17 protein-coding genes are annotated in these 24,175 nt (G+C 39.4%); 14 read left to right on the top strand and 3 right to left on the bottom strand.

All coding sequences use genetic code 11. The annotated features are described in order from the left end of the window. The 8 genes from C900_RS11825 to C900_RS28380 form a co-directional block, all read left to right on the top strand. A partial coding sequence (locus C900_RS11825) for a phosphopantetheine-binding protein (RefSeq protein WP_040496624.1) occupies nucleotides 1–183 on the top strand: 183 nt, incomplete at its 5' end. Between the two features lie 54 nt (nucleotides 184–237). Continuing rightward, on the top strand, nucleotides 238–1,884 hold the full coding sequence (locus C900_RS11830; RefSeq protein ID WP_083867483.1) for a cyclic peptide export ABC transporter: 1,647 nt from the start codon (nucleotides 238–240) through the stop codon (nucleotides 1,882–1,884). A 117-nt stretch (nucleotides 1,885–2,001) separates the two neighbouring features. Then, entirely contained in the window at nucleotides 2,002–2,709 is a 708-nt protein-coding gene (locus C900_RS11835) for a thioesterase II family protein (protein ID WP_040496625.1), read from the top strand. Beyond that, entirely contained in the window at nucleotides 2,706–4,328 is a 1,623-nt protein-coding gene (locus C900_RS11840; RefSeq protein ID WP_040496626.1) for an MBL fold metallo-hydrolase, read from the top strand. Before C900_RS11835 ends, C900_RS11840 begins: the two co-directional genes overlap by 4 nt. 69 nt (nucleotides 4,329–4,397) lie before the next feature. Beyond that, entirely contained in the window at nucleotides 4,398–5,516 is a 1,119-nt protein-coding gene (locus tag C900_RS11845; RefSeq protein WP_009580115.1) for a glycosyltransferase family 9 protein, read from the top strand. A gap of 127 nt (nucleotides 5,517–5,643) precedes the next feature. After that, on the top strand, nucleotides 5,644–7,134 hold the full coding sequence (locus tag C900_RS11850; RefSeq protein ID WP_009580116.1) for an alpha/beta hydrolase: 1,491 nt from the start codon (nucleotides 5,644–5,646) through the stop codon (nucleotides 7,132–7,134). Between the two features lie 124 nt (nucleotides 7,135–7,258). Further along, nucleotides 7,259–7,852, top strand: a complete 594-nt coding sequence (locus tag C900_RS11855; RefSeq protein ID WP_009580117.1) for a hypothetical protein — start codon at nucleotides 7,259–7,261, stop codon at nucleotides 7,850–7,852. 196 nt (nucleotides 7,853–8,048) lie between these two features. Then, nucleotides 8,049–9,470: a DUF6734 family protein gene (locus tag C900_RS28380; RefSeq protein ID WP_009580118.1), complete on the top strand. Its 1,422-nt coding sequence runs from the start codon at nucleotides 8,049–8,051 to the stop codon at nucleotides 9,468–9,470. 476 nt (nucleotides 9,471–9,946) lie between these two features. Here the strand turns inward: C900_RS28380 and C900_RS11865 are convergent, their stop codons facing one another. The 3 genes from C900_RS11865 to C900_RS11875 form a co-directional block, all read right to left on the bottom strand. Next, the gene (locus C900_RS11865; protein WP_040496628.1) at nucleotides 9,947–12,328 is read right to left on the bottom strand and encodes a ribonucleoside-diphosphate reductase subunit alpha; all 2,382 of its coding nucleotides are present in this window, start codon (nucleotides 12,326–12,328) and stop codon (nucleotides 9,947–9,949) included. A 39-nt stretch (nucleotides 12,329–12,367) separates the two neighbouring features. Beyond that, complete coding sequence (locus tag C900_RS11870; RefSeq protein ID WP_009580120.1) at nucleotides 12,368–13,363, bottom strand: ribonucleoside-diphosphate reductase small subunit; 996 nt, start codon at nucleotides 13,361–13,363, stop codon at nucleotides 12,368–12,370. Between the two features lie 385 nt (nucleotides 13,364–13,748). Further along, nucleotides 13,749–14,249: a hypothetical protein gene (locus C900_RS11875; protein WP_009580122.1), complete on the bottom strand. Its 501-nt coding sequence runs from the start codon at nucleotides 14,247–14,249 to the stop codon at nucleotides 13,749–13,751. Between the two features lie 347 nt (nucleotides 14,250–14,596). Between C900_RS11875 and rplU the strand changes: the two genes are divergently transcribed. From rplU to C900_RS11905, 6 genes are all read left to right on the top strand, one after another. Next, nucleotides 14,597–14,908, top strand: a complete 312-nt coding sequence (rplU, locus tag C900_RS11880) for a 50S ribosomal protein L21 (RefSeq protein WP_009580123.1) — start codon at nucleotides 14,597–14,599, stop codon at nucleotides 14,906–14,908. Between the two features lie 9 nt (nucleotides 14,909–14,917). Further along, nucleotides 14,918–15,175 (top strand): 50S ribosomal protein L27, encoded by a 258-nt coding sequence (gene rpmA / locus C900_RS11885; protein ID WP_009580124.1) that lies wholly within the window; start codon nucleotides 14,918–14,920, stop codon nucleotides 15,173–15,175. Nucleotides 15,176–15,660: 485 nt separating this feature from the next. Continuing rightward, complete coding sequence (locus tag C900_RS11890; RefSeq protein ID WP_009580125.1) at nucleotides 15,661–18,855, top strand: SusC/RagA family TonB-linked outer membrane protein; 3,195 nt, start codon at nucleotides 15,661–15,663, stop codon at nucleotides 18,853–18,855. A 12-nt stretch (nucleotides 18,856–18,867) separates the two neighbouring features. Then, a complete protein-coding gene (locus C900_RS11895) occupies nucleotides 18,868–20,295 on the top strand; it encodes a SusD/RagB family nutrient-binding outer membrane lipoprotein (protein WP_009580126.1) in 1,428 nt (475 codons plus the stop codon). A 28-nt stretch (nucleotides 20,296–20,323) separates the two neighbouring features. After that, nucleotides 20,324–21,376, top strand: coding sequence for a hypothetical protein (locus tag C900_RS11900; RefSeq protein ID WP_009580127.1), 1,053 nt, complete (start codon nucleotides 20,324–20,326; stop codon nucleotides 21,374–21,376). 203 nt (nucleotides 21,377–21,579) lie between these two features. Next, nucleotides 21,580–24,171 carry a TonB-dependent receptor gene (locus tag C900_RS11905; protein ID WP_157494002.1) on the top strand — a complete coding sequence of 864 codons (2,592 nt, stop codon included), beginning with the start codon at nucleotides 21,580–21,582 and terminating at the stop codon, nucleotides 24,169–24,171. Nucleotides 24,172–24,175: the final 4 nt, after the last annotated feature.

Consider the following 24,175-nt stretch of genomic DNA (forward strand, 5'->3'; position numbering starts at 1 on the left):
GGTATCGATGATGATTTCTTTGCCTTGGGAGGACATTCTTTAAAAGCAACAAGTCTAACGACCTTGATTTTTGACAAGCTGGACATAAAGATATCCATAAAGGAGATTTTTAAACACCCAACTATCCGAAAGCTAACAATGCAAATTTCAAAAGAGCAAGGTCAAAATGAATCGCTTGAATAAAATGCCATTGAGTTCTAGCAGTGTTGTATCACCAATTCTAAATCAATTAGTATAATGAACCTTTTCAAAATTTTTCAAAAGCAATCCAAACTGTTCTACTTCTCCATAATTATGCTCGGGGTGATCAGTAGTGTGATTTACAGTTCTATTTTGGTGTTTATCAACCGGACAGTGAGCGGAGAACCTCTTGATTACTTCCCCGAATATGACTGGCAGATATTTCTTGGATTAATTGCCATTTCATTTCTCTGTAGTAAACTATTCCAGAACTATATGGTGACGATCTCTAATGATATTCTTTTTGACATAGAGTTGTCAATTGTAAATAAGGTAAGACAAACTACCTATGAAACCTTTGAAAAGCTGGGTTCACAGCGCATCTATACTGCGATAAGCGATACAAGAATGCTCGGACGACTACCTGACGCATTCATCAACTTGATCAATTCATCTATAATTATTTTGTGTGGCATTGGCTATTTATTGTGGATATCACCAATCGGTGGTTTGTGTATTCTGTTCGTTATGGCTGCTCTTTTGACCTATTATGTGCTTAGAAATAACAGTATCGAAAAGGAATTGAATGTTGTGAGGGATCTTCATGATGAATACTACAGTTACTTAAAAGAGCTGCTTTATGGGTTTAAGCAAATGAAAATGAGCACCTCCAGGAGCAGGAATATTTTTGAAAAATTTCTTTCTTCAAACCGTCTAAAAGGAAAGAATATAAGCATAAAGGCATCCCAAAAATATGTAGATAATGAACTGACAGGTACTTATAGTTGGTATGTGGTTTTGGGAGCTATAATGTTTGTCCTTCCCACGTTTTCCTCTTTTGAGAACAGTCTGGTATCAGTATTTATTATGGTGGTGCTCTTTATGATGGCACCGGTTGCTAACCTGATCATGTTTCTACCTTTTTATACTAGTGTAAAGATAGCTCTGGAAAGAATATATAAGCTGGAAAGTGAATTGGACTATGAGTATGACACGTATAAGTCAGAGGGAGATCAATGCATTGATTACAATGAAATTACATTTGAAGAAGTAGTGTACAAGTATGTGGATGATCAGAATAAAGCCTTTACTATTGGTCCTTTGAACTTAACTTTCGTTAAAGGAGAAATCGTTTTTATAACAGGAGGTAATGGTGCTGGCAAAAGTACTTTTATCAATATTCTAACAGGGCTATATAAACCAGAAAGTGGAAGGATTCTTCTTGATGGATATGAGATCAACAATAGTGATTATGCAAAATTCAGGAATGGTACGTCTGCCATTTTTACAGACCATCATCTGTTTAATGAAAATTATGATGGCTTCGATTTAAACGCATTGAAGCTATCGCTCAACCGATTTATTAAAATGATGAGACTCGAAAGGGTTCTGAAGATTGAGGAGAGCAAAGGAATTATAGAAAATAAACTGTCTAAAGGTCAGCAGAAACGTTTAGCCTTAATTTATGAACTGATGGCAAACAAATCTTTGCTGGTGCTGGATGAATGGGCGGCCGAGCAAGATCCTCAATTTAGAGCATATTTTTATCAGGACTTATTGCAGGAATTAAAGAAAATGGGAAAGACGGTTATAGCTGTTACACATGACGATGAGTATTTCCATTGTGCTGATAGGGTAATAAAATTTGATTATGGTAAAGTTACAAGCGATACCCTGATGAAAACTGAAGTATTAACAAGCTAGTGTCTGTTTGCGGGCTGTCTATAATTAATTAGTGTAATGAGTAGCAGGAATCACCACACGCCCCAAGGCTTTGAATGTAATATGAGATTATAGCTCGCTACCAAATTTTAATCTGTAATGGAACAAATACAAATGTTTTGCCTGCCATTTGCCGGAGGTAATAAATATTCCTTTGGAGAATACGAAAGGTTCGCTCCTGAATTCGTTGAAGTTATTCCGGTTGAACTTCCAGGCAGAGGTTCAAGGGCTGATGAGGCACTGCTTACCAACATATATGATCTGGCTGAAGATGTTTTTTTCTCTATCAAAAATAAACTTGATAAACCATATATACTTTACGGACATAGCATGGGGGGGCTGCTGGCATATCTTACAGCCAAATTGATCATTAAAAATTTTTCATCAGAGCCACTCCATATGTTTATCACAGGATGTACGGCCCCATCAACACGTGATAAAAGTTATTTACATCTGTTATCAAAAGAAGATTTCATTAAAAAGTTAAAAGAGCTTGGAGGTTGCCCGGAAGAAATCCTTAACAATGGAGATATATTAGACTTTTTTGAACCTATCATCAAGGCGGACTTTCAGGCTGTTGAGTCTTTTGAGTATCAGCAAACTACTCCCTTTGATATTCCCTTAACACTCATGTTTGGAATGAGCGAAAAGGTTACCCAATCGGAAATGAGGGAATGGCAGAAAGAAACAACGAGGAGTATTGATATTATTCAGATGCCAGGAGATCATTTCTTTATTAACCAGTTTGGTTTTCAAATAATAAAAGTAATAGCAAGGAAAATCAGTAATCAATTACAGAAACTATGAGTAACAAATTATTCTACCTTAAACCGAATGTAGTTCTTGAACCATTATTTGACAGATGGTATGCCTGGGCGCATTTAATTTCACCAGCTACTGCCTCCATGAATATAACAGGTAGGCATCTTAAGATTATGAATTCTTATATACAAGCGCCACAGATTCATGCTGCTGCTGTAAAGAATCCTAAAATGCTTGGTGGGCCGTTTATGGATTTTGGAGGAAAAAGGGTGGATGAAGTGAAGCAACTTCGCGACCAGACGCTTGAAAAACAGGCTGATATGATTGAGTTTTCTGAGGCTGTCCATGTATTAAACAGGATGCTTAAGAGTAATGCTAAAGGATATGCTCTTGAAAGTCTGTATGAAAAAGTGCCTAATATATTAAAGGGTTATGTTGAACTTGTTTATGATCTTGATAATAACCCTTCATTTCGATTTTTTGAGCCGCTGTTATATCAAAGTAAGTATTATAAACCAGAGTCACAGAGTATTGCACTTTGGCAAACCAATAATGATCATAGACCTTTCTGCCTGAGCACACCCCGGCTCAACGAGGATTACATGGTGCACCTCAATATTCCTTTTAATCATGAAGGAATAGACGAATTGTGTCGTATGAAGAGGAACCCCAAATCCCTGGAGCATGTAAAGTCTCTTTTAGGTATAGAAGAAAAGGATGAAGTGCTTTTTGAAAGTTTCTTTACAGAACAGGCGCCTCCCACCTATGACAAATATAATGGTGATAAGATCAGAATGAGATATTTTGGCCATGCATGTATACTTATTGAGACCAAAGACCTGAGTATATTGGTTGACCCTCTGATAAGCTACTATGGATACCACTCTGATGTTGCGCATTTTTCAGACATGGATCTACCCGATGAAATTGATTATATTCTCATTACACATAATCACCAAGATCATATATTGTTTGAAACTCTACTGCCATTAAGACATAAAGTAAAGAACATAATTGTACCGTGCACCAGAACAGGCTCTCTTCAGGATCCAAATCTAAAGCTAATGTTTAACGCCATGGGCTTTAATAACATCATTGAAATAGATGATATGGAAACTATTGAATTCGAAGACTGCCGAGTTACAGGATTGCCGTTTACAGGTGAACACAGCGACTTGAACATTCAGGCTAAGGTATGCTTTCATGTCAAGATCGGGGAGTTTTCATTGATATTTGCGGCTGATTCAAGAGTTATGGAACCTGAACTCTATCGACATGTGCATAAATCCACAGGAGATGTAGATGTTATATTTCTAGGGATGGAGTGTGACGGTGCTCCGCTCACGTGGCTCTATGGCCCACTTCTTACTGAAGAACTACCACGAGACATGGATAGCAGTAGGAGGCTCGCAGGCTCGGATTGTACGAAGGGGATGTCACTTGTTGACATATTTAGCCCGAAGGAAACCTATGTTTATGCTATGGGCCAGGAACCCTGGGTAGAGTTTATTAGTAGCGTAAAATATACAGATGAATCTAATCCTATACTCCAGTCAAACCAGTTAATAGAACAATGTGGTGCAAAGGGTATTATTGCGGAACGACTGTTCGGTGAGAAAGAATTACTGTATAATAAACATGTTTTGGAGACCGAAGTAGGTTGAGGAAATAGATCAGCCCATACGCTTTTAGAATATCCCTTTTTGAGGCGGACTTTTAAATCTTAAATTATTATGTATCAAACTGATTTAGAATTAAAATCATCTCGTTCTGGACACAAGAAATCTGACACCATTGCAAAAGTTATCCTGGTGGTTGATCTGGGAGATTTTGGGATAGGAGACTCAGTGGTAGCCTTTGGAAAGCTCAAAATGCTAAAATCATTTCTAGAAAATGCCTCAGTAGATCTGTGTACGAATGAAACACACTATGCTATCCTTAAAAATAATCCATTTATAGACAAAGTGTTTTTTGACCGGCAACAGGTTGATTTTGAGTATTATGATATAGCACTCATTTTTTCAGATAAAGAGCCGGAGTACTATGAGTACTTTAAGCAAAACCGTCAGGGTGTTCATAAAGAACATCGGTCTTCATTTACAATCTATTCTGTGTACAATGTCAATTCTATATTCCCATATTACTATGATTTCATGAAGTACATTCAGAGGCGAAATGACAATTCCGGCCAGGAACTTTATATATCCAAAGAGGAGAAAGATTGGGCTGAGAAGTGGTTTCAAGATGCGGGATGTTCTAAGCAGGACAAGGTTGTAGTACTACTTGATAACAGTTCGGGAAGAGAGAAACTTATTAATACAGATGTGTATTTTGAAGTTGTTAAATATTTTCTGAACATGAATAACACCAGGATCCTCATCTTTGATGAAAGTGGCCTAGGCAGGGAAAAATTCTACAGCGAATGGCTTCAACAGGATGTTTCGGAGAAATTTATATTTGTTAAAAATCCTTCATTGAGGGAAAACATTACACTCTTGGCTAGTGATTTTACAAAACTAATATTCGGACCATGTACAGGGTTATTGCATTGCGCTTCAGGAATTTATAACACCTTTCTTCGGAATAATGTTGATTTCCAAGATGTGCCCCTGATGCTAACCTATTTTGGGACACCTGTGGATGGCTTTGAAGTGAATGAATGGGATTGGTGGGGACAATCACTAGTGGATGCAATTTATGTCAGCCATGATCAGTCCAATAAAAAAACTATACAAAAATTAATGAGCCCATACTACAGATGCTCGCCATGCTCTGAATTTACCGCAGAGATGATTACAGACTACGTAAGCAAACATTATAAAGATAAGCTGACTGAGCTCGGATTAACTTAGTCAATAATTGGATTTACCCGGTAGTTTTACTGTCATCATTTATTATTGCAATATGAATGATAGCGACTAATCCAGCCCATGACCATTCTTAATAAAGAAATTACTAGTTGACCTAAAAAATAAAGTTATGAATAAAAAATTGATATTAATGGCATTGATATGCTTGAGTATTTGCTATCAGCGTGTTTTGAATGCTCAGAGCACGCAATTTAATATAACAATTGATCAAAATTTGAGCAGCGGCCCATTAACGGGCAACGTTTATGTAATGATGACCAGAGACACAACGAGTATGCCAATTTATGGTCCTGATTTCATCGCCCCTGAGCCATTTTTGGTAAGAAAGGTAAGTAATTGGAATACTTCTAATCCTATAATTATTGACGAGTCACAGCTTGCGTTACCTACCTCGTTAACAGCAATACCTAGGGGATATTATGCTATACAAGCAGTGGTTGATATTAATACAATTGAAAGGTCCTTTGTTTTTGCCAGTGGTAACCTGTATAGCGATAAAGTCATTACAAAAATTTCAGATGATGACAATCGGATACAAATAAGTATAGGCAACAAGTTTCCCCCTAAGGAATTTATAAACTCAGAGAATCTGGAAGGGGTAAAAGTTAATAGTGCAATATTATCAAAGTTTTATAATCGGCCGACATTCATGGAGGTGGCGGTAATATTGCCTCAATCCTATCACACAAGTAATATATCATATCCTACAGTTTATGTCATTCCAGGATTCGGAGGCACACACTACAATGACCAACTGGGATGGATTCAGGATGGTATTATAGAGCATTGTAAACAGCAAAAAATATATGTCGTACTTAATCCCGAGTCAGCATTGGGGCATCATGTTTTTGCAAATTCTGAAAATAACGGCCCCCGGGCCAACTCGCTCATTGAAGAACTAATACCATACCTGGAGAGTAAGTACAGAATGCATGCATCCCCAGAAGCTCGATTCCTGTTTGGCCATTCTTCAGGGGGCTGGAGCAGTATCTGGTTAATGGTAAATTATCCTGAATACTTTGGAGGAGCTTGGGCAACCGCACCAGATCCTCTTGACTTCAGAAGTTTTTTCGGGATTAATATTTACAGAGAAGGATCCAACGCTTTTACCGATGAACATGGAAACCTGAGAGTTTTGGAACGATTGCCAGTAGAAAATAAACCTTCGTATAAGTTACTTTCGGACCGGGAGCTGGCCATTGGTGATGGTGAGCAATACGGCTCCTTCGAAGCAGTTTTTAGCCCACGTGGAGAAGATGGCAAACCGCTGCGTCTTTGGAATAGGGAAACAGGGAAAATTGACTCTGCGGTTGCTGCTGCCTGGGCCAAATACGACATAACGCAATTGTTGAACAGCTTTCCGAAAGATGTTTTGAAGCGGTTGAATAATAAGATTCATATTTACGTAGGTGACCGTGATACCTATTATCTTGACCATTCAGTAAAAATGTTTCATGAAACCAGCAGCAAGTTGTTCAATATCTCAGTAAAATACTTTCCCGAAGAAGATCACTATACTATATTAAGTAAGGATGTATATGACGATATTGAAGCTGGAATGAATACTATCTCAACATCACTACCTCAGGCAAATAAATAACGAAAGGGGTGTGACTTTTTGTAAATATGTTGGTTATGTAGAAAAAATCCTAACCTTAAATTTTATTACAATGGAAAAGCTCTTATTCACAATTTTTATCGGACTAATTTTAACTACCACGACTATGGCACAAGAAGATGACAAGTACAAAGTGCATATCAAAGGCAAAAACGGTCGAATCGTCAATAAAGTCTACACCAATATGGACGAACTCAAGAATGACCCGCAGCTTAAAGACCTTGAGATAGGACACGAGGAAAACGGTGAGTTCCGATTTGTTCCGGACGAAAATAAGCATACATTTTATGCTGTTGAAAGACTTGGGGGAAACCAGAAATTCTTTATATATCAAACCTGGGGAAAGAATCAGGAAAATGAAGATAAAATGATGGTCGAACCGCCTGTTGCACCGGAACCTGAAGCTGTTGTAAACGCTAAAGCTGATAGAAACGGGATGGACTCACATGAGGATAAAGCCAATATCTCTCCACCAGAATTTGAAAAATTCCCAGAAGGAATAAATAATGATATTCTGACCGAGCTGATGCGAGATGACCTGATAGAGGACAAGGATCAGGTTAGATTAGAATTTATTGACGGATTGCTGAAAATCAATGGTAAGCAACAGCCCGATAGTATTGCTCAAAAGTATAGGCACTTGCTGAAGCAAAGTGGGATTACTTTTGATAATCAATTTGTTTATGAAGTAAAAAATTAATTTTAACTCTTAAGACTCACTCAGTTGAAGCAGGAGGAAAAAATGCCATAATCCTGCTTCAACTGATATAAGGCATACTTAAGCCATTATCGGGCTCCCCCAAATAATCAACAACATTTTGAATCTTTCTTACCACGTAATTTCATTCATTATAAATCCCAAATACTAACCCGCTAAACGTAAACTAAAGACACAAATGAACCATAAAATTATCCAGAGCTTCTGGAGTAAACCTTTCTTTGATGAACAGTCTTCTGCTGAAGAGCATAGGTTGAAAGGTGGATGGCCTTCGGAAAAATATAATTACCTTAGCTGGGCTTTTAGCTGTTTGCAACTCAGAAAGCACTACAATGATGTGGAATTGTTCACGGATGAGCGTGGTAAATTTTTACTAATAGATGAACTTGGTCTACCCTATACTAATGTAAGTACTGAACTTGATAATCTTAAGGACTATAGGAGCGACTTGTGGGCAATAGGAAAGATTTATACCTATAGTTTACAAAATGAACCTTTCGTACATATAGATGGTGATGCTTTTCTCTGGGAGTGCCTGCCTGTTGAGTTATTTGAGGAGCCACTGATTGCTCAGAATATTGAAAATGAGCCGATCATGTATGGTGAACTAATGGAAAAAATAAATGCTAAATTTACGGATATACCCGAACCGTTAAGAAACGTTGACATCACGAAAGGTCACATTTATGCTATCAATGCAGGAATAATAGGAGGAAGTGACCTAGAGTTTTTTAAGACTTATACTAAATACGTTTTCGATTTTATAAGTAAAAACGCTGAACATTTGTTTTGGATAAACTCTGGTCTGTTCAACTGTGTCTATGAGCAGCTTCTATTCTATAATTTGGCTATTAAGAATCATATCAAGATTGGATATTTATTCCCTAAGGTTACGACTATTCCGGAATATACCAAAACTTTCCGCTTGGTCGGTCACAAGACGAGTTATGTACACACCTTTGGTGTTAATAAAAAAAGCAAATTTTCCTATATGTTTCTAGATTATTATATGAGGACGTTGTATCCGGAATACTATAATCGTATAAACAGGCTAACCGAAACTGGTATAAACTGGGGTGGTGTTGATAGTTTTAAGCATTCTGCAAGTTCAAGGATTATGGAGACAGAACCACTAAAACTATATTATGATAACTTTATTGTAGATTTCATAAACATAGAATCTCCTTACATGACCACCGTATTCAGACTTTCTGATAGGACACAGATTATCGGAAAGGAAGAAGAAATTTCATTGAATATGGAGTTCACAAAAGAAGATTTTGCCAACTTCTGGAATAATTATGGTCAAGCTACTCGTATTCAAATCACCGGGGCTGAGGGCTTGAAAGTGGAGCTTATCCCTGGCGTTTACAAAATCATACTCGATCAATTTGATGGCAAACGCGCTCTTAGAGAGGTGATAAACAACCTCATTGGTTTTTTTCTTGGCCAGCAGGAAGAGATTATTAATTTGATGAGGGTTGTTACAGAAAGTGGTGATAACAATATACTTAAGTCGAATTTGGAATCAGCGATTAAGGAGAAGGCCTATGAATTTATTATTGATGAGGTAATAGTTGAAGACAAGTTATTAGTTTAACGTGAGTTCGATATAAAATACTTAAAAAAGGACAGTCATCCTATCCCGAAGGCTTTAAGGCTTTCGGGAAAAGATCTAAGTTGCCGGTAGTATCCTTGAACTTAGTAAGATTCTTCGTGCCTCCCCGAGGCAAGTTCGGGGACCTTAAAAAGAAGTTTTTTAGCTTATTTTTGGATACGAATACAATTTAATCGGTTCTACTATATCGAACTCACGTTAGTTTAGTAATCAATTGATAGTTGGGAGACGACATACCAGATTAAGGACATTAATTTGTGAAGCAGGTAACTCCTAATTTTTTAGTTCCTAACACCCAGTCTTTAAAGCTACTTTCACAGATGTCCGGAAAGCAGTCTATCTTATACGAGGTTAAGCTTTAAGTTATTTATTTAGTGGTAAAGAAAATAGCTTAAAAAAAACCCGGCCAACACGGCCGGGTCCTCAAATTAAAACCAACTAGACATTAAACATTAAAATTAACTTCCACATGCTTCGCATGCATCAGGATTATCAAGTGAGCAGACCATATCTGCACGATTTTGCTCTTCATTCGTTACTGCTTGTTGCTGGGCAGCGGGTTGTTGTTTGGCAGACTTATCAACCGTGAATTGAATTGCCGAAGCGGCAGCTTTTGATCTTAGATAGTACATGCCGGTCTTCAAACCTTTCTTCCATGCATAGAAATGCATCGATGTTAATTTTCCAAAGTTCGGATCCTGGATATGTACGTTCATGCTCTGGCTCTGACAGATATACGCACCTCTGTCAGCCGCCATGTCGATAATAGCTTTCTGAGATATCTCCCACACTGTTTTGTACAGGTCTTTAATATGCTGAGGGATCTCAGGTATATTTTGTACGGAGCCATTGGCTTCTATCAGCCTGTTTTTCATGCTGTCATCCCAAAGGCCCAGTGCGATCAGGTCTTTCATCAGGTGTTTGTTCACCACAATAAATTCCCCTGAAAGTGTTCTTCGGGTATAGATATTAGAAGTGTATGGTTCAAAACATTCATTATTTCCAAGTATTTGTGAAGTAGAAGCTGTAGGCATCGGTGCCAATAACAATGAGTTTCTTACACCGTTTTTCCTTACCTCTTTTTTCAGACTTTCCCAATCCCATCTACCTGAGTCGGGTGTTACACCCCACATGTCGAACTGGAATATACCTTTTGAGACAGGAGAACCTTTATAAGTTTCGTATGGACCTTCTACAGTAGCAATTTCCATAGAAGCCGTCATGGCTGCAAAGTAGATGGTTTCGTGAATGTGCTTGTTAAGACCACGCGCTTCCGGTGAGTCAAATGGCATTTTCAGCATCAGGAAGGTATCGGCAAGACCCTGAACTCCAATACCAATGGGGCGGTGTCTCATATTTGAGTTTCTCGCCTCTTTTACCGGATAGTAATTGATGTCGATCACCTTGTTCAGGTTTTTAGTAACCACCTTAGTGATCTCATATAGCTTTTGGTGATCAAATCTACCGTCTTCGGTAACGAATTTGGGCAATGCGATTGAGGCCAGGTTACATACTGCTACTTCATCGGGAGCAGTATATTCCACGATCTCGGTACATAAGTTACTAGACTTAATAGTACCCAGGTTTTTCTGGTTCGACTTTTTGTTAGCCGCATCTTTGTACAGCATGTACGGTGTACCGGTCTCGATCTGAGCCTCCAGTACTTCAAACCAAAGGTCCTGAGCTTTTACCTGTTTCCTGTATTTGCCTTCTCGCTCGTATTTTGTATATAATTTCTCGAATTCATCTCCATAGCAATCTGCCAGACCTGGAGCTTCGTTAGGACAGAAAAGAGACCATACATCATTGTCCTCTACGCGCTTCATGAACAGATCAGGGATCCATAGTGCATAGAAAAGATCCCGGGCGCGAAGCTCTTCCTTACCATGGTTTTTCTTCAGATCAAGGAAATCGAAGATATCAGCATGCCAGGGTTCCAGGTAAATAGCGAAACTTCCTTTTCTTTTACCTCCACCCTGATCCACATAACGGGCCGTCATATCAAAATTTCTAAGCATAGGCACAATACCATTGGAAACCCCACCCGTTCCTTTGATGTATGAGCCTGTTGCTCGCACGTTGTGTATGCTTAAGCCAATACCACCAGCCGATTGAGATATTTTTGCACACTGTTTCAGTGTGTCGTAAATACCATCAATACTATCATCCTGCATGGTTAGCAGGAAGCAAGAAGACAACTGAGGTTTAGGAGTTGCGGCATTAAATAACGTAGGCGTGGCATGCGTAAACCATTTTTCACTTAATAAATTATAAGTTTCTATGGCTGCATCGATGTCATCCATATGAATACCTATCGCCACCCTCATGAGCATGTGTTGCGGTCGTTCTACAATTTTGCCTTCCACCCGCATCAGGTAAGAACGCTCCAGTGTTTTAAACCCGAAGTAGTCATAGCTGAAATCACGATCATAAATGATAGATGAGTCCAGTAGTGCCGCATGCTTCTTGATAACCCCATATGCTTCTTTAGAAATCAGCGGTGCATTTTCCCCGGTTTTTGGATCTACATAAGTGTACAGCCTTTTCATGGTATTAGAGAAAGACTTACTGGTAACCTTATGCAGGTTTGAAATCGCAATCCTTGCTGCAAGTAGCGCAAAATCTGGATGCTTGGTGGTGAGTGACGCTGCGGTTTCTGCAGCTAAATTGTCCAGCTCCACAGTGGTCACACCATCGTAAATACCATTAATCACTTTTTTTGCTATGTCCACCGGCTCAATATAGTTCATGTCCAGTCCATAGCACAATTTTTCAATGCGGGCCGTTACTTTATCAAACTTCACGGATTCCCGTCTTCCGTCTCTTTTTATTACTAGCATGTCATGGGGTTTTTTGGGGTTATTAATAAGTTTAAAAAATTAAAAATCTTCGTCTAATGAAAACTTAGGAGAATCATCCTCCTTGTTACTTTTCATCACACCGGCTTTTTGGTAATCACCAACCCTCTTTTCGAAGAAGTTGGTTTTCCCTTGCAAAGAGATCATCTCCATAAAATCGAACGGATTCGTAGCTCCGTATACTTTCTCCCCTATCAACTCATTCAGCAATCTGTCTGCCACAAATTCAATGTACTGACACATCAGGTCTGCATTCATACCAATGAGGCTTACGGGCAGTGCATCAGTTACAAATTCTTTCTCTATGGACACAGCATCCTTAATTATACTAATGATCGTCTCTTGAGGTAACTTGTTTATCACGTGATTGTTATAAAGCAAGCAGGCGAAATCGCAATGCAATCCCTCATCTCTCGAAATTAACTCGTTGGAGAAACTCAGCCCAGGCATAAGACCACGCTTTTTCAACCAGAAAATGGAACAGAAGCTACCAGAGAAGAAAATCCCTTCAACAGCAGCAAATGCCACCAATCTTTCCTGAAATGAGCCTTCATCGATCCAGCGTAATGCCCAATCAGCTTTTTTCTTCACACAATCCATAGTCTCGATCGCATTGAAAAGCTTATCTTTTTCATTGGGATCCTTTACATAAGTATCGATGAGTAGAGAGTAAGTTTCAGAATGGATGTTCTCAATAGCAATCTGAAATCCGTAGAAGAACTTGGCCTCCGTGTACTGAACCTCAGCTACAAAGTGTTCCGCCAGATTTTCATTTACAATACCATCACTCGCTGCAAAAAACGCCAAAACATGTGAAATGAAGTGTCTTTCTCCATCAGACATATTGTTCCAATCTTTTAGATCCTGGCTCAGGTCTATCTCCTCTGCGGTCCAAAAACTTGCTTCGGCTTTTTTATAAAATTGCCAGATATCATCATGCTTTATTGGAAAAAGCACAAAGCGATTTTTGTTTTCTTTAAGAATTGGTTCTACGGCACTAGTTGCTTGATCACTCATCTTAACACATTTAAAATTAAAAAACTTTCGGCTTGAAAGAGAGGGAGGAAAATTTCCTGAAAATCTCTTTCGATATTGTTGATTTTTGTCCCAAAAATTACAAGGAAGTTTGGGATAGGCACTTTGGCCGGGTTGCAGCCAATAGGTCATACAAATATGAATAAACGAGGTTAAAAATCAAAGTTCAGAAAACGTTCTCATGATAAAGTGCAATTGTGATATTAACTATCTGATTTACAGCATAGTAACGTGTTGTTTTTAATTTTAACTTTGGCCATATTTCGCAGGAAAGGCGGTTTGATAAAAAATAAAAAGTTTTCCACATGTTCAAGCGGCTCATCCAACTATTCATACGTGAAATGCTGTCGTTTTTCTTACATGAATCTTACGACCCTAAAAGTCTGTTTTTGAGATCGTCGGGCAAATGTTTCAGGTGGGGTTCCTGTTCATTTATGAACCAGTCGGAAGGGCCGTAATAAGATGAACCTGTCACCGGATCGGTAAATTTTATGTAGTGACCCGATTTATGCCTGTTGGATAAAGCCGCTGAAATGGAGCTTCTTACTTTGCTTTTATTAAGAGCAGGTTCCTTCTCGATAATGAAGTCTACAATTTCCGAAGCAATAAATAATTTTTGCTTAAAATCTTGATAATAAGTGATTTTACGTGTCCAAGGCCATTCCGGCTGATATCCTTTTGCCTCTAGCTGCATAGGGCTATAGGGAGCATCATTGAAGATAGGCAGGCTGGTAAGTGCGCTTATATGGTTATCAATTTCTTCTATTTCTCTCCTAAAATCCGTAATTTTTGCTTCAAGAGCTTTCTTTCTTTCTCCCAATGCTTTGAGATAAAGATCGGCATACTTTTCAGGTACGTTTATCTTCATTTTAGATCTTGAAAGCTATTTAACGCAGATTTTTGCAATATATACAAAATATGCAAGCAGATCAAGCGAATGAAGCAAGCAAAGCAAGCGGTTGATGCATTTAAGGTTCACTGCAAGTAGGGAACACCTTAAATTATAATGTGAGTTCAGCGCAGGAGAAACAATCAAAGACAAGATCCTTTGCACCCCGTCTGGATGACCCCCTGTTTTGAAGCATTTTATATCGAACTCGCGTTAATATATGCTGCAAGAGTATGCTAGGACTTAAGTGAAATCATAGAAGTGTTTGTTAATTAATATAAATGATTTATCTTTGCAGTCTATTTTCAAAAAATATTAATAGTTACATGTACGCAATAGTTGACATAGCCGGAAAGCAGTTCAAAGTAACAAAAGACCAATTCGTATACGCTCCTAGGATGGAGGGCGAAGAAGGCGCTTCCGTAGAGTTCGACAAAGTGCTGTTGTTTGATGATAACGGTAAGGTCGAAGTAGGCGCACCAGTATTAAAGGGTGCCAAAGTAGCAGGAAAGATCCTGGGACATGTTAAAGGTGACAAGGTAGTGGTTTTCAAAAAGAAGAGAAGAAAAGGCTACCAGAAGAGAAATGGTCACAGACAAGAATTCACTAAGGTATTAATTGAAAACATTTCAAAATAATTAAACACCATGGCACATAAAAAAGGAGCCGGTAGTTCGCGTAACGGAAGAGAGTCGGAAAGTAAGCGACTCGGCATCAAGATTTTTGGTGGACAAAACGCTGTTGCCGGGAATATCATCGTAAGACAAAGAGGAACAAAGCACCATCCGGGCAGAAACGTAGGTATCGGTAAGGACCATACCTTGTTTGCATTGACTGATGGTATAGTTACTTTCAAGAAGGGACGCAATAACAGATCTTTTGTTTCAGTGGAAGCTGAGGCCTAAGGGAGTTTAACATTATAATTAAGTATAGGAAGCACAGGCGGAGGTCTGTGCTTTTTTATTTTAGAATTTTTTAAACAAACTAGTCCTTTTTGGGTTATGTGGTGACAAGAGTTCTCATGGGCCCTCAGATTTTTTTGTGGATAAGACTACCCACTTTGGGTGGGTTGCAGACTGACTTTACGGTAGGAAATTCCATAATAAGAAGTAACTTTTTAAAACTTAGGAATAATAAGAGAAAACATTTCACGATAATTCAAAAAGAACTTCTTTAAAATTTTCAGTTAGCCCGGCATTGTTTAATGCCGAAAATTGGATGAAAAAGATGTTAATCCTTGGTTTTTATTGAAAGTCATAATTTTTCGCACACGTTTGAAATAGAAACATGTATAATATTTTTTTTTTAGAATGATGTGGCTTAATTTGGGGGCGCGAACCCCCATTTTGGGTGGTTTATTATAATGTAAAATAACCTTAAACAGCTAATTATGAGGAAACTATTACTATTTATGGGTTTTTTTCTATTCTCATTTATTACATGGGGACAGGAAAGGACAGTTTCTGGGAAGGTAACGTCATTGGATGACGGTTCGTCTCTTCCCGGGGTGAACGTAATTTTAAAAGGTACATCTACTGGTACTGTTACTGATGTAGATGGAAACTACAGCTTAAGAGTTCCTTCTGACGGAGGTACATTGATCTTTTCATTTGTGGGTTTGTCTACACAGGAAGTTGAAGTAGGCTCCAGGTCAGTTATTGATGTACAGATGGCGACAGATGTTAAGCAGTTGAGTGAGGTTGTGGTTACTGCTCTTGGTGTTTCAAGAGAGAAGAAATCATTAGGTTATTCAGTACAAGAAGTAAATACAGAACAAGTTGCCCAGGCGTCAGAGCCAAATGTGGTTAATGCCCTTCAGGGTCAGATTGCGGGGGTTCAGATACAGGGTACGAGTGGTACACTGGGAGGATCTTCTCGGATCACTGTTAGAGGTTCTAACTCATTTTTGGGAGAGAACCAGCCGCTTTTTGTGGTGGATGGTATGCCTATTAATAACGACAACTATGCTTCAGTTGCTCAGCAAAGAGGATTCGGTGGCGGTGCTTATGATTATGGTAACGCTGCAGCCGATATTAATCCTCAGGACATTGCTTCAATGTCTGTATTAAAAGGTGCAGCAGCTACTGCCCTTTACGGTACCAGAGGTGCTAACGGTGTTATTCTGATAACCACTAAATCAGGTGCTAAGGGCAAAGGGATTGGTGTAGATTTTAACTCGAGTGTAACGTTTGACAAAGTTCAGAACCTTATTGAACATCAGCAAGTGTACGGAGGTGGTGCTGTTTTGTCTACGCCTAGCGGCTTTAACAGGTTTACAGAGGGAGGAACTACCTACTACGCTCCTGTGTATTCTAAAGACGGAGCATGGGGCCCTAAGTATGATCCTAATATGATGATCAGACACTGGGATTCCTGGGATCCTCAATCACCAAACTATGGGGAAACAAGACCTTGGGTAGCTCCTGCTAATGGATATGAGGAATTCTTTGAAACTGGTGTTACTCTACAAAACTCAGTAGCTTTTAACGGGGGCAATGAAAAAGGAAGCTTTAGATTAAGCTATACCAACCTGGATCAGTCCGGTACTATGCCTAATTCAGATTTGGAGAGAAATACGTTTAGCATCAACTCTAACTATAAGCTAACTGACAAGCTGACGGTAACAGGTTCCGGTAGCCTTGTAAAACAAGAAGCCAACGGAAGAAACGCTACAGGGTATGCTAACAATAACCCCATGCAGGGCTTTACCCAGTGGTGGCAGACACAACTTGATCTTGAGAGGCTGAAAAACTATAAACAAGAGGATGGAACCCAGTATACATGGAACCCAACAGGTATTACTAAAGATAATTCTGGTGAGCTTACAGGATTTGACCCGGCTCCCTACTTCTTTGATAACCCTTATTGGGTACGAAACGAGTATCTGCAGGAAGACTCTCGTGACAGATTCTATGGTAATATAGCACTTAACTATGAGTTGATCGATGGATTGAGTGTAAGCGCCAGAGCAATGACTGATGGATTTACCTTCAGGTCTCGCGAAGGGATTCCCTTGGGCGGTGTAGATCAGTCACGTTACGCTGAAACGGTAAGGACATTCACGGAAACCAACTATGAGGCAAAGATCCTTTATTCAAAACACATCAATGAAAATATTTCCATTAGTGCTATGGTGGGTGGTAACCTGATGTCTCAGGAAAGAGAGAGAAACACGGCTAACACCAACGGAGGACTTGCTTTGGATGGATTTTTCAATATAGCTAATGGTCTAGGAAATCCTACCGTAGAAACTAATGTTCAAAGAAAGAAGATCAATAGTGTTTTTGCATCGGCATCGGTTGGATTATTCTCTACGGTGTTTGTTGACCTGACCATGAGAAATGACTGGTCTTCAACTTTACCTATTGATGATAATTCTTATTTCTATCCTGCTGTTACTACCAGCTTTGTATTTACAGAGTTAGATGCGCTGCAGAACAACGACATCATTTCATTCGGTAAATTGCGACTAGGTTATGGTTTTGCAGGTAACGATGCTGACCCTTATAGGTTGAACAACGTTTATTCTCCTTTGCAGCCTAACTTTGGCGATAACCCCAGATATACAGTGCCTAACGCCCGTAATAACCCAAATCTTGTTAACGAACTTACCAAAGAATTTGAAGTTGGTTTAGAAATGAATTTTCTTCAAAATCGTGCCGGTTTTGAACTGTCATATTACGACAGAACTACCGAAGACCAGATTTTTTCTGTGGCCTCTTCAGCGACTACAGGATATACTTCACGCGTAGTTAATGCCGGAACTATGAAGAATAGTGGTATTGAATTGACATTGAGAGGTACCCCTATACAGACAGCGGATTTTTCGTGGGATATTAACGTCAATTTCGCTACCTATAACAATGAGGTTGTAGAGCTGGCAGAAGGGGTAGATAACATTATTATGGGTACTACCTGGGCTGCAGACGTAAGACTTCAGAAGGGACAGCCTTATATGGCATTGTTTGGACAGGATTTTCAGCGCAATGAGGATGGTCAGTTAATCATCGGTAGCAACGGTATCCCATTAGTCGAAGCCGATAGACAATACCTTGGATCAGCAATTGCTGATTATACAGGAGGTATCAGAAATGTGTTCAGCTACAAAGGTATAACGGCAAGTGCGTTGGTAGATTTCCAAAAAGGAGGTGTAATACACTCTACTTCACTTCAGTGGGCTGCTTATTCAGGCATGTTGCCTAAGACCGCTGAAGGCAATATCAGAGAAGAGGGCATGATCATTAATGGTGTTACTGAGACTGGCGAGAACAATACTGTAGCGGTAGATCCTCAGGTTTACTACCAAACTGTATGGTCTGTAGCAGCGCCTAACGTTTACGATGCAAGTTTTATCAAACTCAGAGAGGTCAGACTTGGCTACACATTGCCTCAGAGACTAATGGGTAACCTGCCTTTCAGAGATGTGACATTGGCGTTCTTCGGAAGAAATTTAGGCGTTCTTTACAGCAAGATACCTTACCTGGATCCTCAGGTGGTTACCGGAACTGGCAACGTTCAGGGCTTGGAGAATGCTCAGGTGCCTCCTACACGTTCACTAGGGTTTAACCTAAGCTTTAAACTATAAATTTTAGCAGAAATGAAGAATATATATAGATTATTATCAACATTTATTGTACTGCTGCTTTTAGGCGCATGTACAGATGATTTTGAGGAAACGAATACTGATCCGAATCAGCCAACAATAGTTCCTGCGGAAAACTTGTTCACCCAGGCGCAGTTTTCGCTGGCTGATCGCATGTGGGGTCGTGCTATGAATTTTGAGTTTGCAATGCTAATGGTACAGCATTTTTCTCAAAACGAGTATGCAGAAGATTCCCGATATAATCAAAATCCCTCTTCTTTCAATGTATCGTGGCAATCATTTTATGCCGCTGGTTTATTGGATCTGGATGAGGCCAGAAGACTGACTGAAGAAGATGAATCGCTGAGTGAAGCTGTAAGAAACAATAGACTGGCGCAGATAGCTATTATGCGAGTATGGGCATTCCAAATGATTACTGATATTTGGGGAGATGTGCCTTATTCACAGGCATTGCAGCCTGAGGAGTTTCCTAATCCCGCATATGATTCTCAACAGTCCATTTACAGCGGCTTGGTTTCTGAAATAAACGAGGCTATTGGCCGTATTACTCCTGGAGCTGCCGGATTCGGTGGAGGTGATATTATCTATGGAGGAAATATGGCATTATGGGGCAAATTTGCTAATTCGCTGAAGTTACGAATTGGAATGAGAATGGCTGATAGGGCTAGCTCTGAAGCCAACACGATTGTTACTCAGGCGTTGGGTTCAGGATTAGGAGTGATATCTTCTAATGCAGAGAATGCGGAGTTTACATTTGATTCTGATCAAAGACTCGCTAACCCATTCTTTGTAGATGCAATTACTCGTGATGATTTCGCCATTTCTGCGGAATTGGCTAATGCTATGGATAACAAGGACGATCCTAGACTTTGGGAATATGCAATGCCAAATCCTAATGGTGAAATTGTTGGTTTGCCGTATGGACTGACTGATGCTGCATCATTTCAGTTGAAGCCCATGACTTCCAGACCTCATGATAAAATAAAAGAGGCCACGGCTCCAGCTATACTGATGAGTTACGCAGAGGTGGAGTTTTTTAGAGCCGAAGCTATTCAAAGAGGTTTCGTTGGCGGAACTGCCGCAACTGCTTTTAATAATGCGGTTACTGCATCATTCACCCAATGGGGTTTGTCTGCCGCGGAAGCAGGCGATTACCTTGCTGCTAACCCTTATAATGCTGGCAATTGGAAAGCGTCAATAGGGTATGAAAAATGGGTGGCTTTATATACTCAGGGAATAGAAGCCTGGGCTGAACAGAGAAGGTTAGATGCACCACAGCTTGATTTACCTGCTGCTGCGGTTACAACTTTCATCCCTGTACGGGCGTTTTATCCTGCCGTTGAAGCCGAAGCGAATGCAGAAAACCTTTCTGCAGTAGGTTTCAACAACATGGAGGAAAATGTATGGTGGGATGTTCAATAATTAACTCTTGAGATAAAAAATATATTATATGAAATCATTAAGAAAAAATCTTCTTTTCAAAACCCTGACGCTATGTGGAGTAGTTGCTTTGGCAATGACTGCATGTGAGGAGGAAGATGGAAATGTTATAGATTATCGTCCCGGTCAGCACCTTGCGATTTCGGGGCCTTCAGCGGTTTATGTGGGTGATACAGATATTCGTTATTATATTTTAAATAATAGAAAGGATCTGGATCATAGCTGGTCTATTAATAATGGTGCCACCATTACCGAGGACTCTGAAAATGATGCGTTCGTGTACATTGACTTTATTGAGCCAACTGGTCATACTTTGGAGGTTTCTACGTCATCTGCAAGTGGAAGTAAGTCCATAGCAGTAGCATCCAGAGATGTGAGTTTCAGTGCTGATACTGTATTTGTAGAGGAAACTATAGTGAACGATACACTTACCATACCACTAGCTATTGGTGGTGGTTTCAATGGGGTGTTCGATGTTAGCTATAGCCTTTCTGGTAGTTTAGATGAGTCGCAATATGATATCGTTGCGGGTTATGAGAGCCCTTATACAGTAGATAAGTCAGCCAATAGCCATATTAAGTTGGTTATCTACCCTGATGCGGCTTTAACGGATACATTGGATGTTGTGCTAACGATTAACAGTATTACTCCTGTCATGGATAATGAATATGTTGCTGGGGAGGAACTTCAGAAAATCGTATATAGAGTAGTGGACGACCTGAAGGTGGCATCGATGGATACAACTACTGTAACTATTAACGATCCTGCTGATCTATATAGTTTCCCTGTTACGCTAAGCAATCCAGCGGGAGATGACGATATACTGGTGACCTACACTATCTCAGGTGCAGTCGGCGTTTCCGATGCGACCCCAACAGATGTGCCGAATACATTGGTATTCAAAAAAGGTATGACTGAACGAGCCATAAGTATATCTGTAGCGGATTCCGCATTTGATAATGATCAAACGGTGACCATAACACTCAACACTGTGGTAACAACGGATGGTGAGGCTAGTATTCATGAGGATTTGAATTTTAAAACTATAGAGATTGAGGAATAGGCATATTTCTTATCTATATAGATAGTAGTCTGAAATGGGGGCATTTGATCAATTGATTCTATGCTCCCATTTTTTTATCACCTGGTTTACTCATCACTATTTTTTTTAACGCATTGGTATTTAATTTTTTTTTCAGAACGCTACTAATAGCTTTAGTGTTATTTGTTAGCTATAACTTACCCGCACAAGACCAACATACCATCTTGATCGAAGAACAAGCGGAAATACTACTTTCCGATTTTTTTCGGAACACTGAGAAGGAACATGCGCTTCGCTTTTTCTATAAGGAGGAATGGATCGAGAATATCCGACTGACCGTAGCTAATGAGACAAACCTTTCTGATCTACTAAGTAACATCTTACCCCAATATGGGCTTGGGGTTGTCAACTATAAAAATAATTGGATCATAATAAACAGGTCTGCAACAGGCACAACCGATGATGAGAATCCGTTGGATGAGCATGTAGATTATGTTGTGGGTGAGTATAAACGTAATCCAACTGGAGAACCAGTTGAGTTGTCAGGTCATGTTAGAGATGGAGAAACAGGAGAGATTCTAATGGGAGTACAGGTAGCTACAAATGACCGTAAAAATGGAGTCATCTCCGATTTAAGAGGGTACTATGCTTTCATGCTACCAACGGGAAAGCATATTATTAATGTAGAATATCTTGGATATGAATCCAAAGAGCTTTTATTTGATTTACGTTCTTCTGGAACTGTAAATCTGGAACTATTCAAAAAAACCGTTCAACTTAAGGAAGTAACTATTTCGGCAACAGCCGATGACAATAATGTTAAAGGAATTGAAGCTGGAAAAGAGGTTTTCAGCGTTGAATCAATTAAAGCGTTACCTACTTTTTTAGGAGAAGTCGATCCAGTCAAGACAATTACATCTTTGCCCGGGGTGAGCGCGGTTGGCGAGGGTACTGCAGGTTTTAACGTAAGAGGCGGTGAAGCAGGCCAGAATTTGTTGATGCAAGATGGTGTTTTATTGTTTTCTACATCACATCTGTTTGGCCTTGTATCTACCTTTAATCCGGATATGGTTCGTGATGTTCTTCTTTACAAAGGAGGAGGACCGGCTAACTATGGTGGGCGCGTTTCTTCTGTATTGAATGTTAACCTTCGCAATGGTAATGATTCAAAATATAAGGTACATGGTGGATTAGGGCTGATCTCAAGCCGTATTATACTTGAGGGCCCTATCATTAAAAATAGAACGTCTTTTATAGCCGGAGGAAGAGTTTCTTATGTAAACTGGCTACTAAGGAAAGTTAACAATTCAGACCTAAATCAAAGCTCCGCAGCTTTTCATGATGTAAACGTTAAAGTTAATCATGTCATTAATAAATCGAACATCATCAATGTGTCGGCCTACAGTACTACTGATCAATTTAAATTTGCTTCCGATACAGTCTACAACTGGAAGAGCAACGGGGCCGCTATCAACTGGAATCATATTTATAATAAAAAGCTTTTATCTACTTTTCAATTTTCAGGCAGCAAGTATTTTAATGACGTGTTTATTGAAGAAGGAATAAATCAATTTGAATATTCGTCATCCATTTCAACGCTAAATGCCAAACTCGATTTTAACTATGAGTATTCTGTAAATAACAGAATTGATTTTGGACTTCACTCATTAGTGTATTTATTTGAGCCTGGAAAGCTAACTCCCGGTCAAAGCAACCTTAATACGGAACCCGAAAATTTGGATAGCGAGAGATCGGTGGAGAGTGCTGTGTATGTTAGTAACGAGCTATCCCTTACCCCAAGCTTAAGCCTCGTATACGGTGGCAGATATTCCATGTACACTTTATATGGAGGCACTACCTACACCTATAATGACGATGCACCAAAATCAGTGGATTCAATAGTCGATACTTTAAAATATGGGAATAGCGAGTCTGTTCAGACTTATGATGGTATAGAACCCCGTTTGTCACTTCGGTTCCTGATCAATAGTAAGAATTCCCTTAAGCTAAGTTATTACCGGACGATACAATATGTCCATCTTTTATCTAACACCACCGCGATATCGCCACTTGATTTCTGGAAGTCTAGTGGCTTAAATATACGTCCAGCTACAGGAGACCAGGTAACAATTGGTTATTTCAGAAATATGCTGGATAATACCTTTGAAGTGTCATTGGAGGGGTACTACAAAGAGGTTGAGAATGTTGTTGACTATAAGGATGGTACAACAATTTTGCTTAACGATAAGCTGGAAGCTGATCTGTTACAGGGTTTTGGACGCTCCTATGGGATCGAGTTTTTACTAAGAAAAAATAAAGGGTTGCTTACAGGTTGGTTTGCGTATACTTATTCTAGGAGCGAAAGATTGTTCAAATCCTCTGAGTACAAAGAGAACGAAATCAACAGAGGCAATTACTTTCCGGCCAATTATGATACACCTCATAATTTGTCGCTGGTTTTAAACTATAAGATCAGCAGACGTTTTGGCATAAGTGGAAATTTTACCTATTCAACCGGACGTCCCATTACTGTTCCCGTTTCAAAATTTAACTACGAAGGTATACCGGCGGTGTTGAATTTTTCAGAGCGTAATCAATTCCGGATCCCCGATTATCATAGGTTGGATCTTTCGATTACTCTCAAGAGCGGATTTAAAAAGCAAAAATCCATTGATGGAGAATGGGTATTTTCAGTTTATAATATCTATGGAAGAAAAAACCCATATTCAGTATTTTTTACACAAAGAGGAACAGCGTATAAGCTTTCGGTTTTAGGGAGTGTATTCCCGTCGTTGACTTATAATTTTAAAATTTAACAAT

Source organism: Fulvivirga imtechensis AK7 (assembly GCF_000331535.1).
GTDB classification, from domain to species: Bacteria; Bacteroidota; Bacteroidia; order Cytophagales; family Cyclobacteriaceae; genus Fulvivirga; species Fulvivirga imtechensis.

Bases quoted from the DNA above. Each gene is read 5' to 3' on its own strand.
- C900_RS11835 (WP_040496625.1), top strand. From the start codon at position 2,002: ATGGAACAAATACAAATGTTTTGCCTGCCATTTGCCGGAGGTAATAAA.
- C900_RS11840 (WP_040496626.1), top strand. From the start codon at position 2,706: ATGAGTAACAAATTATTCTACCTTAAACCGAATGTAGTTCTTGAACCA.
- C900_RS11830 (WP_083867483.1), top strand. From the start codon at position 238: ATGAACCTTTTCAAAATTTTTCAAAAGCAATCCAAACTGTTCTACTTC.
- C900_RS11855 (WP_009580117.1), top strand. From the start codon at position 7,259: ATGGCACAAGAAGATGACAAGTACAAAGTGCATATCAAAGGCAAAAAC.
- C900_RS11865 (WP_040496628.1), bottom strand. From the start codon at position 12,328: ATGCTAGTAATAAAAAGAGACGGAAGACGGGAATCCGTGAAGTTTGAT.
- C900_RS11890 (WP_009580125.1), top strand. From the start codon at position 15,661: ATGAGGAAACTATTACTATTTATGGGTTTTTTTCTATTCTCATTTATT.
- C900_RS11895 (WP_009580126.1), top strand. From the start codon at position 18,868: ATGAAGAATATATATAGATTATTATCAACATTTATTGTACTGCTGCTT.
- C900_RS11900 (WP_009580127.1), top strand. From the start codon at position 20,324: ATGAAATCATTAAGAAAAAATCTTCTTTTCAAAACCCTGACGCTATGT.
- C900_RS28380 (WP_009580118.1), top strand. From the start codon at position 8,049: ATGAACCATAAAATTATCCAGAGCTTCTGGAGTAAACCTTTCTTTGAT.
- rpmA (WP_009580124.1), top strand. From the start codon at position 14,918: ATGGCACATAAAAAAGGAGCCGGTAGTTCGCGTAACGGAAGAGAGTCG.
- rplU (WP_009580123.1), top strand. From the start codon at position 14,597: ATGTACGCAATAGTTGACATAGCCGGAAAGCAGTTCAAAGTAACAAAA.
- C900_RS11850 (WP_009580116.1), top strand. From the start codon at position 5,644: ATGAATAAAAAATTGATATTAATGGCATTGATATGCTTGAGTATTTGC.
- C900_RS11845 (WP_009580115.1), top strand. From the start codon at position 4,398: ATGTATCAAACTGATTTAGAATTAAAATCATCTCGTTCTGGACACAAG.
- C900_RS11875 (WP_009580122.1), bottom strand. From the start codon at position 14,249: ATGAAGATAAACGTACCTGAAAAGTATGCCGATCTTTATCTCAAAGCA.
- C900_RS11870 (WP_009580120.1), bottom strand. From the start codon at position 13,363: ATGAGTGATCAAGCAACTAGTGCCGTAGAACCAATTCTTAAAGAAAAC.